Below are 14,816 nucleotides of genomic sequence, written 5' to 3'. Positions count from 1 at the left end.
CTAAACAAACAAGTGAGAATGACTTTTTCTATGGATGGCAGATTCAATCTCATAGAAAATGTGTATGTTTGCATGGTAAAATCAGAGATTATTGGAATTGATATGAACATAATAGTATCAAGCGAAATAGAGCAGATGTGTCCGGGGTTTGTTGGAGCTTGTGTAGATGCAAGGGTCAAAAACAGCAAATATTGTCAGTCGTTGTGGGACGAAATCAACGCATTGGGCGAAGAATACCGCGCGAAACTGACTACCGAAACACTGAAAAACATTTCGGGTATTGCTGCCACGAGGAAAATGTATCGTGCTTGTGGCAAAGATCCTTCGCGCTACCGGCCGGCAGCGGAAGCTTTGATTCGCCGTCAGCTGAAGGGTAGAAGTCTCTACCAGATAGACACATTGGTAGACCTTGTCAACTTAGCGAGTATACGATACGGGTACAGCATCGGAGGTTTCGATGCCGACAAGTTCGAAGGTGACACGCTGACATTGGGCATTGGGAAGAAAGATGAGCCCTACGAAGGCATAGGAAGAGGATTGATGAATATAGAAAGACTGCCCGTTTACCGCGATGCAAAGGGTGGGGTAGGAACGCCAACATCTGACCACGAACGTACAAAAATAAGCATCAACACCACCCATCTTGTGGTCTTGATCAATGGTTATGATGGCGACGAGGACTGTGTCAGAGCTAATGCGGAATATATTCAGGAACTCCTGCGCAAATACTGTGAAAGCGACGGCGGGACGTATACGATCTATGGGTTTGCTGCTCAATAAAAGATGCGCCGAAAATAGTTTGCCTCTACGGAGTAACTGTGATGGAGTCTTGCAGAATCCGTGCTACTATCTTTTTATCGGCATCAGTCCACTTCAACGAGTTTAGCTCGTCTGCGGCAAGCCATTTGGCATCAAGGTGCTCCAACATAGTAAACTCCTCATCACCGCCTTTACACCAATAGGCCGTTAGTTCTATGGTTAAGTCAGAGTAACTGTGTGTGATGGTTGCGATCTTGCGCCCAACATAAATATTCCAATCCAATTCTTCTTTGATTTCACGGATCAGAGCCTGGTGATCGCTCTCATCTTTCTCCACTTTTCCTCCAGGAAACTCCCAACGTTCGGAATTATACGATTCGCGTGAACGGCAACGCTGCATGCACAGATATTTCCCATCTCTGGTAACTACTGCCGCTACTACTTTAATAGTCTTCATAGTTTAAAGTTTGGTTTTATGATCAGGAATGAATGGCTATGAACATTCCTGTCTTCATCTCATATCATTTGCGAATTTACGAATTAATTATCATAAATATTGACCAAGTCATTCTTTTTTTAGTATTTTTGCAAAAGAATCCAGTTCTTTTTATAACTCATTATTCATCATTCAATATATGGTAATTGGAATAGACGTAGGTATCAGCACAACAAAGATTGTAGGTATCAACGGGCAGGGCGATGTAGTGTCACCCATTCGAATCAAGGCCACAGACCCCATAACATCACTATATGGTGCGTTTGGCAAGTATCTTTATGACAATCATATAAAGCTCAGCGACATCGAACAGGTGATGATCACCGGCGTAGGCTCAGCCTATATCAACACACCCATTTATGGGCTGCCTACAAAGAAGGCCGAGGAATTTGTTGCAGATGGTCTCGGAGCACGTTATGAAACCGACCTCGACCGCATGCTTGTTGTGTCGATGGGGACGGGAACGAGTATCGTGCAATGCGACGGTGATGATATCCGACATATTGGAGGCATCGGGCTGGGTGGTGGTACGCTTATGGGGTTGAGCCGCGTCATGCTTAAAACCGATGATGTGAAACAGGTTGTGGCCTTAGCCTTGAATGGAGACATACAAAACATAGATGTACTCATAGGCGACATCAGCCCCAATCCGCTGCCCGGACTCCCCAAGACTGCAACTGCAGCTCTCTTTGGCAACGCGCGGAGCAATGCCACACGCGAGGACATTGCACTGGGAATCATCACCTCAGTTCTCCAGACCATTGGCTCAAGTTGTATCTTGGCATCACTCAATACCGGAATCAAAGAGTACGTACTGATTGGCAACCTGACACTCCTGCCACAATGCAAGGACGTTTTTCCTGCTATGGAGAAGCTTTATAAGGTGCATTTCATCATCCCCAAGTATTCTGAGTTTTGCACGGCCATTGGTGCCGCTCTGTGTCATCATCGTTCTTAATAAAAGAGATTGAAATCATGAAAAACATCCGTCTTAAAAGTCTCTGCATGGTTCTGCTGACTTCTGCCACGGCCTATGCCCAGGGAACATTGGCTGACTACCAACGTGCATATGGCTTACGCGATCAATTCCAACAGAAAATGGTGGAGCATTGGGCACATGATATTACATGGGATGATTCCACATCTCTACATTATTATATAGATACTTCCTCGGGCCGTCAATATATATCCTATCATGTAAAAGACGACCAAACACAAGTGTTTGGCTCTGAAGATGAGATGAATAAAGCCTTGAACATTAAAGATCGGCATCACTCGCGTGGAGGAAAAAATCGCAAGGACAGTCCGTTTCGTCATCGAGAGCGTCACTGGATGGAAACAGACGACGAACAAGCACAGCGTGTTGTGAAGTCGCCCAACGGCAAAATGGATGCTTGGATCGAAGGTTTCAACGTCATGGTACACGAGGTAGGCAAACCCTATACGGAGAAACGTGCACTGACTCAGGACGGAACCATCGGTCGATACTACAGCAGCAACATCCTCTGGAGTCCTGATTCCAAGAAGATTATGGTATGTAAGCGTAACAAAGTAGAGAAACGTTATGCCTACTACGTAGAGTCAACGCCCAAGGATCAGCTTCAGCCCATCCTGCACAAGCAGGAGTATGCCAAACCCGGCGACGAATTGCCTCAACGATGGCCAATCATTATTGACGTGGCAAGCGGCAGCAGAGTCGAGGTCGATGCTTCTGCAATAGTCAACCAGTATTCGCTGGGATGGTTCCAATGGCTGCCCGACTCCAAGGAAGTTACAATGGAATACAACAAGCGTGGACATCAACTTTACCAAATGTTGGCTATGGATGCTGAAACAGGAAAACTTCGCACGGTGGCAGAGGAGAAGTCGAACACGTTTGTAAATTATTCCCGTATATGGCGTAAGACAATCAACAAAGGAAAGCAACTACTATGGACCTCAGAGCGTGATGGTTGGAACCATATATACCTTTACGACTTAACCCCTGTAATCAAGAAGGGAAAGCTTGATGTAAACATGCGTCAAATCACCAAAGGCGACTGGTTTGTGAGAGCTGTTCAGCATGTGGACGAGAAACAAGGAGTGATCTATTTCTCAGCCTCGGGAGTGAACAAGAAGGAAGATCCCTATTTGGTACATTTTTACAGAATAGACTTAGACGGAAAGAACATGGTGTGCCTGACCCCTGATGAAGGCAACCACACTGTGACTTATTCGCCTGATTATCGTTATTTGGTTGATACTTACAGCAAGGTTGATCAGGCTCCGGTTACCCAGTTACGCAGTGCCGTGGACGGCAGATTGCTGAAAACTCTTGAAACAGCCGATATATCAAAGCTTAAAAGCAACGGCTGGGTGACTCCGGAAGTGTTCGTAGCCAAAGGCCGCGACGGCAAAACCAATATATGGGGCGTCATTCAGCGTCCTACCAATTTTGACACAACGAAAAAATACCCGGTCATAGAATATATCTATGCAGGCCCCGGCGATGCCTACACGCCTAAGAGTTTTTCCGCCTATAACTGGAACATGACGGGCTTGGCCGAACTTGGGTTCATCGTTGTTCAGCTCGACGGCATGGGCACCAGTTACCGAGGCAAGAAGTTTGAGGAGGTTTGTTACAAGAACATTCAAGATGCAGGCTTCCCCGACCGCATGGCATGGATCAAGGCAGCAGCCCGGAAATATCCATATATGGATGCTGAAAATGTAGGCATCTTTGGTGCTTCGGCTGGCGGACAGGAGTCTACTACAGCCGTATTGTTGCACGGGGATTTCTACAAAGCAGCCTATAGTTCGTGTGGATGTCATGACAACCGTATGGACAAAATTTGGTGGAACGAGCAGTGGATGGGCTGGCCAGTTGATTCCAGTTATGTGCGTGCAAGCAACGTTTACAATGCTCACAAACTGAAACGCCCACTCATGCTTGTCGTGGGAGAACTGGACGATAATGTTGATCCGGCCAGCACCATGCAGGTGGCAGATGCACTGATTAAGGCCAACAAGGACTTCGAGCTGGTAGTCTTACCCGGTGTTCACCACACGATGGGTGAAAGTTATGGTGAGCATAAACGTTACGACTTCTTCGTAAAGCACCTTTTGAAAGTCCTTCCACCATCTTGGGGAGAGCTGGTGAAAAACGATTAGAGAATCTTTTCGGTGCTGTTATTCCAGTACGATGGTCGATTCAGGGATATCTGCTATGGTGTTATATTCGTGTGGTTTATTTTCAACTTGTAGCCAAATTTTGAAATTAATCGAAGATTAGAGACACTTTCATAAATAAAACATCTATCTTTGCAAACGCAATAGGTTCTCCACTAAGGAGATTAAAATGGGAACCGGGTGCAAATCCCGGACAGTCCCGCTGCTGTAATCGGCGTTATTAGACATGATCAAAGTCACTGAGCGTTATCGGGAAGACACATGTTCGTAGGCCGTAAGTCAGAAGACCTGCCATTGCAGAAACTCATTTCCAGTTCTCGAGGAAGAAATGCGAAAGAAAACTCTATTCATCTTTGGGGTGATCTTATGGCCATTCGTGGCTATGGCTCAACAGGATTCCGTCTCACTGTCTACAGTCGAGGTGGTTGCACCCACACCTGCTCGTCATGTGGGGGCAACCAGTGAGGTGCAGACTTTGGACAAAGACGACTTGAAACAATTAGGAATCGACAATGTGGCCGATGCCGTGAAGCGTTTTGCTGGTGTCTGTGTGAAAGACTATGGAGGCATTGGTGGCATGAAAACCGTGTCTATACATAATCTCGGCGCTCACCATACGGCTTTAGTCTATGACGGTTTGGCGGTGAGCAATACGCAGGCTGGGCAAGTGGATGTGGGTCGATACGATACCGGAAATCTTGAAAGTTTGTCGCTCAGCATAGGCGATGAGGACAATCTGATGCTTTCGGCCAGACAGTATGCGGCGGCCGGAACATTGAGTCTTGTTACCGAACGCCCCAGTTTTAAAGGCTCTCGCAACTGGTCGATGCGAACCAACATCAACGGCGGAATGTTCGGGCTGGTATCGCCCTCCATGATGTATGCGCAGAAGTTGGGACTTCGCACGGTTGCCTCTGTATATGGCAAGTTCACCCATGCGGACGGAAAATATCCGTTCACGCTGCACAACGGTAAACTGCGCACGCGGGAACACCGATACAATTCCGATATCAACGCATGGAGAGCTGAGGCAAATGTGTATCATACTTTTGTGGATTCCAGTCGGTTAGAGGCCAAAGTCAATTACTACTATTCGCAGCGCGGACTGCCTGGAACGGTGATACTCTATGCCAATCCGTCTGATGAGCGATTGTGGGACGAAGAGTTTTTTGCGCAGGCGAGTTATCACCGCCGACTGTCGGAGGTGTGGCAACTGGTCGCCCGATTCAAATACACTCATTCGTGGAATCGGTATCGGGATTGGGGGTCGCAATATGCCCATGGTGTTCGCACCGACGTGAATCGTCAGGACGAATATTATGGCTCGGCCACATTGGGCTGGAACATTGTACGAGGACTCGACTTCGCATTGGCGGAAGACTTGAGCCACAATGTGTTGAAAAATAATGTGTATGTTAATATCAGTTACGACGTGCCTCGTCCGACCCGCTGGACATCCATCACGGCGATGGCAGCGAAATGGCGATACGGCAGGTTGAAGCTCAATGGAAATCTTGCCTACACTTTCGTTAAAGAGCATGTGGAGGTGGGCGATGCACCCGACGACAAGAAACGATTTACGCCTTCCATTTCCTTAAACATCAGACCGTTCCGCTATCAGCAGTTTTATGTGCGGGCGATGTGGAAAAACACATTCCGCGTCCCTACCTTCAATGATTTGTATTATCGTCGGTTAGGAAACATCAATCTGCGTCCGGAGTTGGCACGGGAATACAGTTTGGGACTGACATGGAACACGCATTACAAGGCGATGAGATATCTGACGGTGACGGTGGACGGATATTATAACGACGTGAAGGATAAAATCGTGGCTTTTCCCAGTATGTATGTGTGGCGCATGGCCAACTACGGGAAGGCTGAAATCATGGGAATTGACCTGACGCTTGGTAGTCAGGTGGATTTGGCGGAGCGGTGGAACATGAAAGGAAGTGCCTCAGCCACATGGCAGAGAGCGGTGGACAAAACCAAGAAAACATCGCGCACCTATAACAATATGTTGCCCTATACACCCCGATGGAGCGGTAGCGGGTCACTCGTTTTGACCACACCGTATCTGAATATCGCATATTCCGTTGCGATGCAGGGAAGCCGTTACAGCATGGGACAAAATCTTCCGGAATATCGGATGCCTGCATTTTGGGAACACAGTATAACCATTGGCCGCGACTTTAAATTGAATAGATGTGTGGTTCACACGCAGATAAAATTGGAGAATCTGACCAACGAACAATACGACATCATAAAATATTATCCTATGCCGGGTCGCCAATTCATGGCAACGGTAGGAGTAGAGCTTTAGAGCGAACAGAATAAACATACTAACAATATAATAAATTAAGAAAAATGAAAAAAGGAAAAATTTGGTTATTGAGTGCAGTGGCTTTGTTGGCCGGCTTTACATCGTGTAGCGATGATGACGAATGGAACACACTGGGAGGTGGAAAGATCGAAATGAAAAGCAGCGCCCGCGCGTTCATTTTGAATGAGGGTAATATGGGAAAAAATAATTCTAAACTCTTTTATTTCGATTGGAGTGCTCCGACGGAGATCGTTCAGGACCTTTTTAATACCCAAAATGGAAAAGGTTTGGGTGATACCGGTAATGACATTGAGGTTGTAGACAACAACAGGATTGTAGTTGCGGTGAATGTGAGCAACTATGTTTGTCTGCTCGACGGCTACGGCATCGAGAAAGACCGCATTAGTTTTGAAGACTACAAAAATCTCGGTCAGGTAAGAAGTGTTGAAGAAGAAGATGGCATTATCTATGCTGTTTCCTACGGTGGTTACGTGAGTCGAATCAAGATCAACGGCTATAAACTTCAGTATATGGACTCGCTGAAGGTTGGCGACCGCCCGGAGGACATTGCCGAGGAGGATGGAAAACTCTACATCACTTTGCAGGGCACGGATTTTAAGGATAATCGTCTGGCTATCGTGAACAGCGACTTCAAGACTGTAAGCTATGCTACGATTATGCAAAATCCTGCTAAAATATATGAGGAAGACGGCAAGATGTTCATTCGGGGCTTTGGTGCCAGCTATAATTATCCATGGGGCATCTACGATTCAAAGACCGGCAAGTATAGCGAGATGGGGACAGCCTCTTGTATGGGAACGGGTGACGACATGGTTTATCTTGCCAACAGCCAAACTAATTGGAAAACACACAAGACGATAACAACGCTTTCAGCATACAACACAGAGACAGGTAAAGTGGATAATGCCTTTTTCAAGAAGTTCCCTGAGACCCTTTCTACCTCACCGGTTTACAGTATCTCTTCAAACCCATACAACGGAAATGTATATGTAGCAACAACGGATTTTAAAACAGAAAGCGTGTTCTATGTATTTGACAAGCACGGCAATTTCTTGCGTCAGTTCTCCTATGCAAGTCCGCAGCCTAACAAAGTTGTTTTCTTGAAATAAGATGAGAAAACTCTTTGGCATATTATTCGCGACAGCGTTGCTCTGTGCCTGCACCGGAAAGAAATCTTCCGATGCAGGGCAGGGCGATACTCTTGCGTTGCGGTATGCCCAGCTGTTGCAGATCAGCGAGCAGAATGGACGGATGGAAGCAACCGTTTCAGACCCTTGGAAACAGGGAAAGACATTGCAAAGCGTGCGTGTGGACCACAAGAAAGCAGAAGGGACAATACAGCCGCTGCAACGGGTCGTGGTCTTCACTACTTCGCATTGCCAACTCCTGAAATATTTGGGGCTTGCCGATTGTATAGTTGGTGTTTGTGATTTACAATACATGCTGATTCCCGACATTCAACAACGAGTGAAGGAGGGAAAGATTGCGGATTGCGGAGATGCCATGAGTCCCGACATCGAAAGGATTATAGACCTGCATCCCGATGCCATTTTCGTGAGTCCGTTTGAGGGTAGCGGTGGTTTTGGTAAGCTGGAGAAGTTGGGTATTCCCATTATTCAGACGGCTGATTATATGGAGACTTCAGCCTTGGGTCGAGCTGAATGGATGCGCTATTACGGTCGGTTGTTCGGAGAAGGGTGCCGTGCCGACTCGCTCTTTCACGTCGTAGACTCCACCTATCAGAGCTTAAAACAATATGCTGCTACACTTCCTGAAGGACGGAGCATACTCACGGAGCGCAAGACCGGTGCCACATGGTACACACCCGGCGGGGCAAGCAGCATGGGCACCATCATCAGGGATGCCAACGGACGCTATGCTTTTTCGGAAGACAAGCATGGAGGAAGTCTTGCGCTCTCGTTCGAACAGATTATCGACAAGGCCGGCGACAGCGACATATGGGCCTTTAAATACAATGGATCGAAGATGATGTCGCACGAAGATTTGCTCCGTGAGTTTCATGGTTATGAAGCCCTCAAGGCTTTCCGAACGGGCGAAATCTATGAGTGCAACACTTCTGTGTCGCCTTATTTTGAGGAAACTCCTTTCCGCCCCGATTATCTTTTAAGAGAGATGATCATATTGTTGCATCCTCATACCAATATTGGGGACTTGAGATATTATAAGCATTTGTAAATACGAAAGGGATAGAAACACATGGCAATAGTTTTCCTCCCCTTGCGTTATGATAATGATGAAAACAAGACTACTTTATTTCGTGCTGTCTCTTGCCATAGTATTTTTGTGCGGCGTGGGACTTGTGCATGGGAGTGTGGATATTCCCCTGCACGAGATTTGGAACGTCATTTTCGGCAACGATGTGCAAAAAGAGAGTTGGAGGTTTATCATCATCGAAAACCGTTTGCCGCAGGTTATCACCGCATTGCTGGCCGGAGGCGCCTTGACCGTGAGTGGACTGTTGCTGCAAACAGCTTTTCGTAATCCTTTGGCGGCACCCGATATTTTTGGAGTAACGAGTGGAGCAGCCCTCGCAGTGGCGCTGCTCACGTTGGCTCCGGCAGTCTCCGCGTCTTATATGGTGAGTGGTTTGTCATCTGTGACGGCAGCATTCATTGGTGCTGTTGCAGTCACGACCTTGATATGGACTGTAGGGAAGATGGTGCATAACCATGTGATGCTGATCATTATAGGTATCATGATAGGATATTTGGCCTCGAGCGCCATTACACTACTCAATTTTTTCGCCACCAAGGAGGGGGTGAAGAGTTTTGCCGTGTGGGGTATGGGGAATTTTGGAAATGTATCGATGAACCAAATGCCCTTCTTTGCTACGGTTACACTCTTGGCAACAAGTGCTACACTGTTACTGATAAAACCACTCAATGCCCTGCTGATGGGAGAGAACTATGCTGAAAACTTAGGCATCAATGTGCATCGTGTCCGTAACATTCTGTTGGTTGTTACTGGATTACTTACTGCCATAGTCACAGCTTTTTGCGGGCCTATCGCCTTCATAGCATTGGCTGTCCCCCATATAGCCCGGCTGCTGCTGCAAACGTCAGACCATCGGCATTTGCTGCCAGTTACCATTCTAACGGGTTGCGTTGTTGCCCTTCTGTGTAACGTCCTGACAACTCTGCCAGGCGAGTCCGGCATCTTGCCACTCAATGCGGTGACGCCCATCATTGGCGCACCGATCATTATTTATGTCATTATTAAAGAATAGGGAAATGATTACAACCAAGAAAGGAGACGGAGGTGAAACCTCGCTGTATGACGGTAAACGTGTGAGCAAGGACGACGCACGGATAGAACTCAATGGAGAACTCGACGAACTGAATGCGTGGCTCGGACTTTGCAAGGCCACAGCACAGCAGACAGAACCCTATGAAAAGATACAACGAGAACTGATGATCCTGATGGGCATCGTGGCGAATGGCTATCCGTCTAACGGTGCCAAAGATGGCCTGCCGGAAGTACTCAACATACTTCACGAGGCTACAAACAGCATGGAGGCTCATATTAAGCGCATGACACAAGGCAAGAAATTTCATTTTGTTTTCCCGGGTAAGGATATGACAGATGCCGTACTGCATTTGACACGTACCCAAGTACGGACATGCGAACGAAGGCTGGTAACGCTTTCTAATTTGGGAAAAACAGATGCACAGAGCGAGAAATGGCGCATCTTGATGCAATACATCAACAGACTCTCCGACTATTTATATTGTTTGTCTAATCCGTAGGCTTACCGTATACCAGGTAAGACAATGGAAAAGCATTTACGGTGTTTTCCCAATGTTGTGAGCCGGAAGTCAATTGTGACATGTCAAACAATAGTGGCACATTCCTGACGACATGCCGGTATGTCGAATAAGGGTTGTTTCCATTGTATCACGTCCGATATACGCGCGTGCTTCGGCCGTGATACATTTGTCTGTCGAATGCAACGCACGCGTACTGCGGCCGTGATACGCTGAAAAAAAAGTAAAGAAAGTGAGTCAAAAAAAGCAGAAGCGCCAATGACACTCCTGCTTTTTAAGACAAAATATTTTTAATTAATATGCACTTTTGAATTCTTCGAGGAAACGAATGTCATTTTCGGAGAATAGTCGCAAATCGTTTACGCGATATTTCAGGTTGGTAATGCGCTCCACACCCATGCCAAATGCATAGCCAGTGTAGACGCTGGAGTCGATACCGCAAGCCTCGAGGTCGTGTGGGTCGACCATTCCGCAACCCAAAATTTCTACCCATCCGGTGTTTTTACAGAATCCACAGCCTTTACCTCCGCAGATGTTGCATGAAATGTCCATCTCGGCACTGGGTTCGGTGAATGGGAAATAGGAGGGGCGCAAACGAATCTTGGTATCCGGTCCAAACATTTCTCGCGCAAAGGTCAGAAGCACTTGCTTGAGGTCTGAGAAACTAACTCCCTTGTCTACATACAATCCCTCAACCTGATGGAAAAAGCAGTGGGCACGCGCAGAGATGGCCTCATTGCGGTAAACGCGTCCCGGACAGAGCATGCGAATTGGCGGTTTGTGGGTTTCCATATAGTGGGCTTCATCACCAGAAGTGTGTGAACGGAGGATAACGTTCTTGGTAACATCGTTTGCATCTTGAGAAATAAAGAACGTATCCTGCATATCGCGTGCTGGGTGATCGGCAGCAAAGTTAAGCATGGTGAACACATGCTTGTCGTCGTCAATCTCCGGACCTTGGTACAAGACGAACCCCATGCGTTGGAATATATCTATAATTTGATTCTTAACGAGGGTCAGAGGATGGCGTGTGCCGAGCGGAATAGGGTAGGGCGTGCGTGTGAGGTCGATATTCTCAGTATCTGAATCTGCAGTGGCTACCTGCTCACGTAATTCGCTGAGTTTGTTGAGTGCAGCCTGCTTGAGTTCGTTTATCTTGATACCAACGGTTTTCTTCTGGTCTGCAGCTATATTGCGGAAATCAGCCATGACGGCATTAATTTCCCCTTTCTTGCTCAAGTATTTTAGCCTGAGCTGTTCAATCTCTTCTGAGTTTTTTGCCGACATTTCGGCCACTTCCTGAAGGAGTTTGTCTATTTTGTCTAATATCATAATTTAAACATCCTGTTCTATGAATGCAAAGTTACTAAGTTTTATTGGAAAAAGTAAACTAATATGAAAAATAATGTGTAATTTTGCGTAGCCTTATGAATAATTTGATATGAGAAAAGAGTTTGCTTTTGTTGTTTTATCCATGCTGTTTTTGGCAATGGTCATTCCATACGGGTGTACCAATAAGAAGCCAGAGCCTACAGATACTTTGCAAGTGGATTCTATCCAAGAGGATACAACCATGTTGGATTCGTCAGAAAGTATAATAGCAGAGACTCCGATGCCCAAGGCAGCCGATGAACTTTTTGACGATTTCTTCTTTAATTTCGCTGCCAGTCGTAAACTCCAACAAAAGCGCACTACCTTTCCACTGCCTATATATCGTGATGGCAAGTTGGAGAGCCAAGTAGACAGAAAACAATGGAAGACGGAGCGTTTCTTCATGCGTCAGGAATACTACACGCTAATCATCGACAGTCCTAAATATAGAGAGTTGGGTAAAGACACGTCTGTGAATCATGTGGTTATAGAAAAAATTCAATTTGACATCAAAACAGTTCAGGAATATTTCTTTGATAAATTGAATGGTGAGTGGATGCTTACTTCTGTTCACTATCAGCCCCTTTATAAGAACAGAAATGCAAGTTTCTTGAAATTCTATGATAAATTTTCCACTGATTCAGCATTTCAGGTGAGAAGTATGGCTGAGGAGGTGAATTTCACCGCTCCCGATCCAGAAGACGATTTCTCTACTATTTCAGGCGTTATAATGCCCCAGCAATGGCCTGATTTCAAGCCAGCTATCATACCAAGTGGAGTTATCTATAACATTCTTTACGGAGAACGAAAACATAGTTCGAATCGAAAGATATTTTTAATCAGGGGAATATCCAACGGTCTTGAAATGGAAATGGACTTCAAAATGATCGATGGAAAATGGAAACTTACTAAATTTAACACTTAAGGCTTGGTGCAAAGTTTTTGCGCGAATGCTATTTCTTGATTATGATACGATTAGCAAACTATTCTCTGCTACATAACAATACGTTTGGAATCGACCAAAAATGTGATGAATTTATTACTTTTGAGTCGATCGATGATGCTGTAGAACTTGCTCACGAGTTGAAAGAAAACGATGGATCCACGCGGTCATTTTTGATTCTTGGCGGTGGAAGCAATCTTCTGTTGACTAAAGATTTTCATGGAAAAGTGCTGACGGCTGATAAACGGTTCGACGTGGAAGTCATCACCGGAGACCAACCTTCTGAATCCGTATTGCTCAGATGCTGGGCCGGTACTACGTTTGACGAGGTGGTGGAATATGCTGTTGAGCAAGGCTATTACGGCATGGAAAACCTCAGCCTGATTCCGGGAGAGTGTGGTGCTTCGGCTGTTCAGAATATTGGAGCTTACGGTGTAGAGGCCAAGGATTTGATAACAAAAATTGAGGCCGTGGAGCTGTCCTCGGACAAAGTGGTTACCATCGGAGCAGACGAGTGTGGCTATGGATACCGTCAGAGTCGTTTTAAACAGGATTGGAGAGATAAGTTTCTCATTACACATGTGACCTATAGGCTCTCCCGTAGATTTCATCCCCATCTCGAATATGGAAACATCCGCGAGATGCTGACTGCCTGGGAAATAGAAGAGGGGGATCTGACGGCTCAGATGCTGCGTTGCATTATCATTGATATTCGTCGCGCTAAATTGCCAGACCCTTCTGAATTAGGCAATGCGGGGAGTTTCTTTATGAACCCAATTGTTGACAAAGAAGTTTTGGACGAGCTGAAAGAAAGATTTCCGGATGTCAGGTTTTTCGAAGTTGACTCTTCGATATCTAACGACACTGGAAGCCAAACCGGAAACTTTTACCATCAAAAACGATATAAAATTCCAGCTGGCTGGATGATTGACCGTTGTGGATGGAAAGGACGCAGGGTAGGCAAGGTTGGAGTTTATGAGAAGCAAGCACTCGTATTAGTAAACTATGGTGGAGCAACAGGAAGCGATGTTGTCGGATTGATGCATGCCATTCAAGATGACGTTTTCACAAAGTTTGGAATACATATATATCCTGAGGTAAATATAAGATAAGGCTTTGAAATTTCGATTTTTAGGCACCGGAACATCTAACGGTGTGCCAGTGATTGGTTGTGATTGTGCGGTTTGCAAAAGTAATAACCGGCGAGATAAACGTAGTCGGACTGCAGCAATGCTGGAAACGGAAACGACACGTGTGCTGATAGATTGTGGACCAGATATCCGCATGCAGCTCATGCCGCTCGAATTTCGCAAGATCGATGCGGTGTTGCTTACACATGAACATTATGACCACGCGGGCGGTATTGACGATTTGAGACCGTGTTGTTACTTTGGAAATATAGATATCTATGGCAATGACATGACGGTGAAGGCTGTCAAGCATAATTTCCCCTATTGTTTTACTGAACATTTATATCCCGGAGTACCCAAGTTGACGCTTCACGCTATCCGCAAACATGAACCGATGAGGGTGGGGGATATCAATATATTGCCAATAGAGGTGATGCATGGAAAGCTACCGATATTGGGATATAGGTTTGGATCCATGGCTTACATTACAGATATGAAAGCTATATCCCCTGATGAATGTGTTTATCTTCAAGGTGTGGAGACTTTGGTTCTTAATGCCTTAAGATGGGCAAAGCCGCATCACAGTCATTTAATTATTCCAGAAGCCATAGATTTTTCTCGTAGGATTGGAGCCAGCCGCACGTTCCTCACTCATCTGACGCATAAAATCGGTTTGCATGAAGTTGCTAACGATAGACTGCCCGAAGGGTTCCAGTTTGCATACGATGGCTTGGAAATAGACGTGTAAGCTTGCTGTTCAAAAAAGTATTTTTGTAAGCTAATAACAAAAAAAATGGAGCGCCGCTGCACTCCAACCTTGTTA

At 45.9% G+C, this 14,816-nt stretch carries 13 protein-coding genes and 1 riboswitch; of the genes, 11 read left to right on the top strand and 2 right to left on the bottom strand.

Annotated elements, in window-relative coordinates; genetic code table 11:
* The first annotated feature begins 102 nt into the window (after nucleotides 1-102).
* Nucleotides 103-780, top strand: coding sequence for a B3/B4 domain-containing protein (locus HMPREF0645_RS05735; protein WP_044123428.1), 678 nt, complete (start codon nucleotides 103-105; stop codon nucleotides 778-780).
* 25 nt (nucleotides 781-805) lie between these two features.
* Here the strand turns inward: HMPREF0645_RS05735 and HMPREF0645_RS05730 are convergent, their stop codons facing one another.
* On the bottom strand, nucleotides 806-1,216 hold the full coding sequence (locus HMPREF0645_RS05730; RefSeq protein ID WP_007173970.1) for a (deoxy)nucleoside triphosphate pyrophosphohydrolase: 411 nt from the start codon (nucleotides 1,214-1,216) through the stop codon (nucleotides 806-808).
* A 178-nt stretch (nucleotides 1,217-1,394) separates the two neighbouring features.
* On the opposite strand from HMPREF0645_RS05730, the gene coaW reads away from it, so the two are divergent.
* The 7 genes from coaW (at nucleotide 1,395) to HMPREF0645_RS05695 (ending at nucleotide 10,531) form a co-directional block, all read left to right on the top strand.
* The gene (gene coaW / locus HMPREF0645_RS05725) at nucleotides 1,395-2,213 is read left to right on the top strand and encodes a type II pantothenate kinase (RefSeq protein WP_007173968.1); all 819 of its coding nucleotides are present in this window, start codon (nucleotides 1,395-1,397) and stop codon (nucleotides 2,211-2,213) included.
* A 17-nt stretch (nucleotides 2,214-2,230) separates the two neighbouring features.
* On the top strand, nucleotides 2,231-4,405 hold the full coding sequence (locus tag HMPREF0645_RS05720) for a S9 family peptidase (protein WP_007173967.1): 2,175 nt from the start codon (nucleotides 2,231-2,233) through the stop codon (nucleotides 4,403-4,405).
* A gap of 145 nt (nucleotides 4,406-4,550) precedes the next feature.
* Nucleotides 4,551-4,733: riboswitch (cobalamin riboswitch) on the top strand.
* An 18-nt stretch (nucleotides 4,734-4,751) separates the two neighbouring features.
* Entirely contained in the window at nucleotides 4,752-6,743 is a 1,992-nt protein-coding gene (locus tag HMPREF0645_RS05715) for a TonB-dependent receptor plug domain-containing protein (RefSeq protein WP_007173966.1), read from the top strand.
* 44 nt (nucleotides 6,744-6,787) lie between these two features.
* Nucleotides 6,788-7,873: a ligand-binding sensor domain-containing protein gene (locus HMPREF0645_RS05710; protein WP_007173965.1), complete on the top strand. Its 1,086-nt coding sequence runs from the start codon at nucleotides 6,788-6,790 to the stop codon at nucleotides 7,871-7,873.
* Nucleotide 7,874: 1 nt separating this feature from the next.
* Complete coding sequence (locus HMPREF0645_RS05705; protein WP_007173964.1) at nucleotides 7,875-8,960, top strand: ABC transporter substrate-binding protein; 1,086 nt, start codon at nucleotides 7,875-7,877, stop codon at nucleotides 8,958-8,960.
* A 55-nt stretch (nucleotides 8,961-9,015) separates the two neighbouring features.
* Nucleotides 9,016-10,011 carry an iron chelate uptake ABC transporter family permease subunit gene (locus HMPREF0645_RS05700; protein WP_044123328.1) on the top strand — a complete coding sequence of 332 codons (996 nt, stop codon included), beginning with the start codon at nucleotides 9,016-9,018 and terminating at the stop codon, nucleotides 10,009-10,011.
* A gap of 4 nt (nucleotides 10,012-10,015) precedes the next feature.
* Complete coding sequence (locus tag HMPREF0645_RS05695; RefSeq protein WP_044123327.1) at nucleotides 10,016-10,531, top strand: ATP:cob(I)alamin adenosyltransferase; 516 nt, start codon at nucleotides 10,016-10,018, stop codon at nucleotides 10,529-10,531.
* A 312-nt stretch (nucleotides 10,532-10,843) separates the two neighbouring features.
* Here the strand turns inward: HMPREF0645_RS05695 and pheS are convergent, their stop codons facing one another.
* Nucleotides 10,844-11,881 (bottom strand): phenylalanine--tRNA ligase subunit alpha, encoded by a 1,038-nt coding sequence (gene pheS / locus HMPREF0645_RS05690; protein ID WP_007173961.1) that lies wholly within the window; start codon nucleotides 11,879-11,881, stop codon nucleotides 10,844-10,846.
* Between the two features lie 109 nt (nucleotides 11,882-11,990).
* Between pheS and HMPREF0645_RS05685 the strand changes: the two genes are divergently transcribed.
* Genes HMPREF0645_RS05685 through HMPREF0645_RS05675 form a run of 3 tightly spaced genes read left to right on the top strand, consistent with a single transcriptional unit; the run spans nucleotide 11,991 to nucleotide 14,741 of the window.
* Nucleotides 11,991-12,845 carry a DUF4348 domain-containing protein gene (locus HMPREF0645_RS05685; protein ID WP_007173960.1) on the top strand — a complete coding sequence of 285 codons (855 nt, stop codon included), beginning with the start codon at nucleotides 11,991-11,993 and terminating at the stop codon, nucleotides 12,843-12,845.
* Nucleotides 12,846-12,886: 41 nt separating this feature from the next.
* The gene (gene murB / locus HMPREF0645_RS05680; protein WP_007173959.1) at nucleotides 12,887-13,975 is read left to right on the top strand and encodes a UDP-N-acetylmuramate dehydrogenase; all 1,089 of its coding nucleotides are present in this window, start codon (nucleotides 12,887-12,889) and stop codon (nucleotides 13,973-13,975) included.
* A 4-nt stretch (nucleotides 13,976-13,979) separates the two neighbouring features.
* Nucleotides 13,980-14,741 carry an MBL fold metallo-hydrolase gene (locus HMPREF0645_RS05675; RefSeq protein WP_044123326.1) on the top strand — a complete coding sequence of 254 codons (762 nt, stop codon included), beginning with the start codon at nucleotides 13,980-13,982 and terminating at the stop codon, nucleotides 14,739-14,741.
* Nucleotides 14,742-14,816 lie beyond the last annotated feature (75 nt).

The sequence above is a fragment of the Hallella bergensis DSM 17361 genome, from assembly GCF_000160535.1.
Lineage (GTDB): Bacteria > Bacteroidota > Bacteroidia > Bacteroidales > Bacteroidaceae > Prevotella > Prevotella bergensis.
This window is presented reverse-complemented; position numbering and strand designations above follow the sequence as displayed.

What these genes read in the sequence shown, in the direction of transcription:
- HMPREF0645_RS05705 (WP_007173964.1), top strand. Translation starts at nt 7,875, where the DNA reads ATGAGAAAACTCTTTGGCATATTATTCGCGACAGCGTTGCTCTGTGCC.
- coaW (WP_007173968.1), top strand. Translation starts at nt 1,395, where the DNA reads ATGGTAATTGGAATAGACGTAGGTATCAGCACAACAAAGATTGTAGGT.
- pheS (WP_007173961.1), bottom strand. Translation starts at nt 11,881, where the DNA reads ATGATATTAGACAAAATAGACAAACTCCTTCAGGAAGTGGCCGAAATG.
- HMPREF0645_RS05735 (WP_044123428.1), top strand. Translation starts at nt 103, where the DNA reads ATGAACATAATAGTATCAAGCGAAATAGAGCAGATGTGTCCGGGGTTT.
- HMPREF0645_RS05700 (WP_044123328.1), top strand. Translation starts at nt 9,016, where the DNA reads ATGATGAAAACAAGACTACTTTATTTCGTGCTGTCTCTTGCCATAGTA.
- murB (WP_007173959.1), top strand. Translation starts at nt 12,887, where the DNA reads ATGATACGATTAGCAAACTATTCTCTGCTACATAACAATACGTTTGGA.
- HMPREF0645_RS05730 (WP_007173970.1), bottom strand. Translation starts at nt 1,216, where the DNA reads ATGAAGACTATTAAAGTAGTAGCGGCAGTAGTTACCAGAGATGGGAAA.
- HMPREF0645_RS05715 (WP_007173966.1), top strand. Translation starts at nt 4,752, where the DNA reads ATGCGAAAGAAAACTCTATTCATCTTTGGGGTGATCTTATGGCCATTC.
- HMPREF0645_RS05695 (WP_044123327.1), top strand. Translation starts at nt 10,016, where the DNA reads ATGATTACAACCAAGAAAGGAGACGGAGGTGAAACCTCGCTGTATGAC.
- HMPREF0645_RS05710 (WP_007173965.1), top strand. Translation starts at nt 6,788, where the DNA reads ATGAAAAAAGGAAAAATTTGGTTATTGAGTGCAGTGGCTTTGTTGGCC.
- HMPREF0645_RS05685 (WP_007173960.1), top strand. Translation starts at nt 11,991, where the DNA reads ATGAGAAAAGAGTTTGCTTTTGTTGTTTTATCCATGCTGTTTTTGGCA.
- HMPREF0645_RS05720 (WP_007173967.1), top strand. Translation starts at nt 2,231, where the DNA reads ATGAAAAACATCCGTCTTAAAAGTCTCTGCATGGTTCTGCTGACTTCT.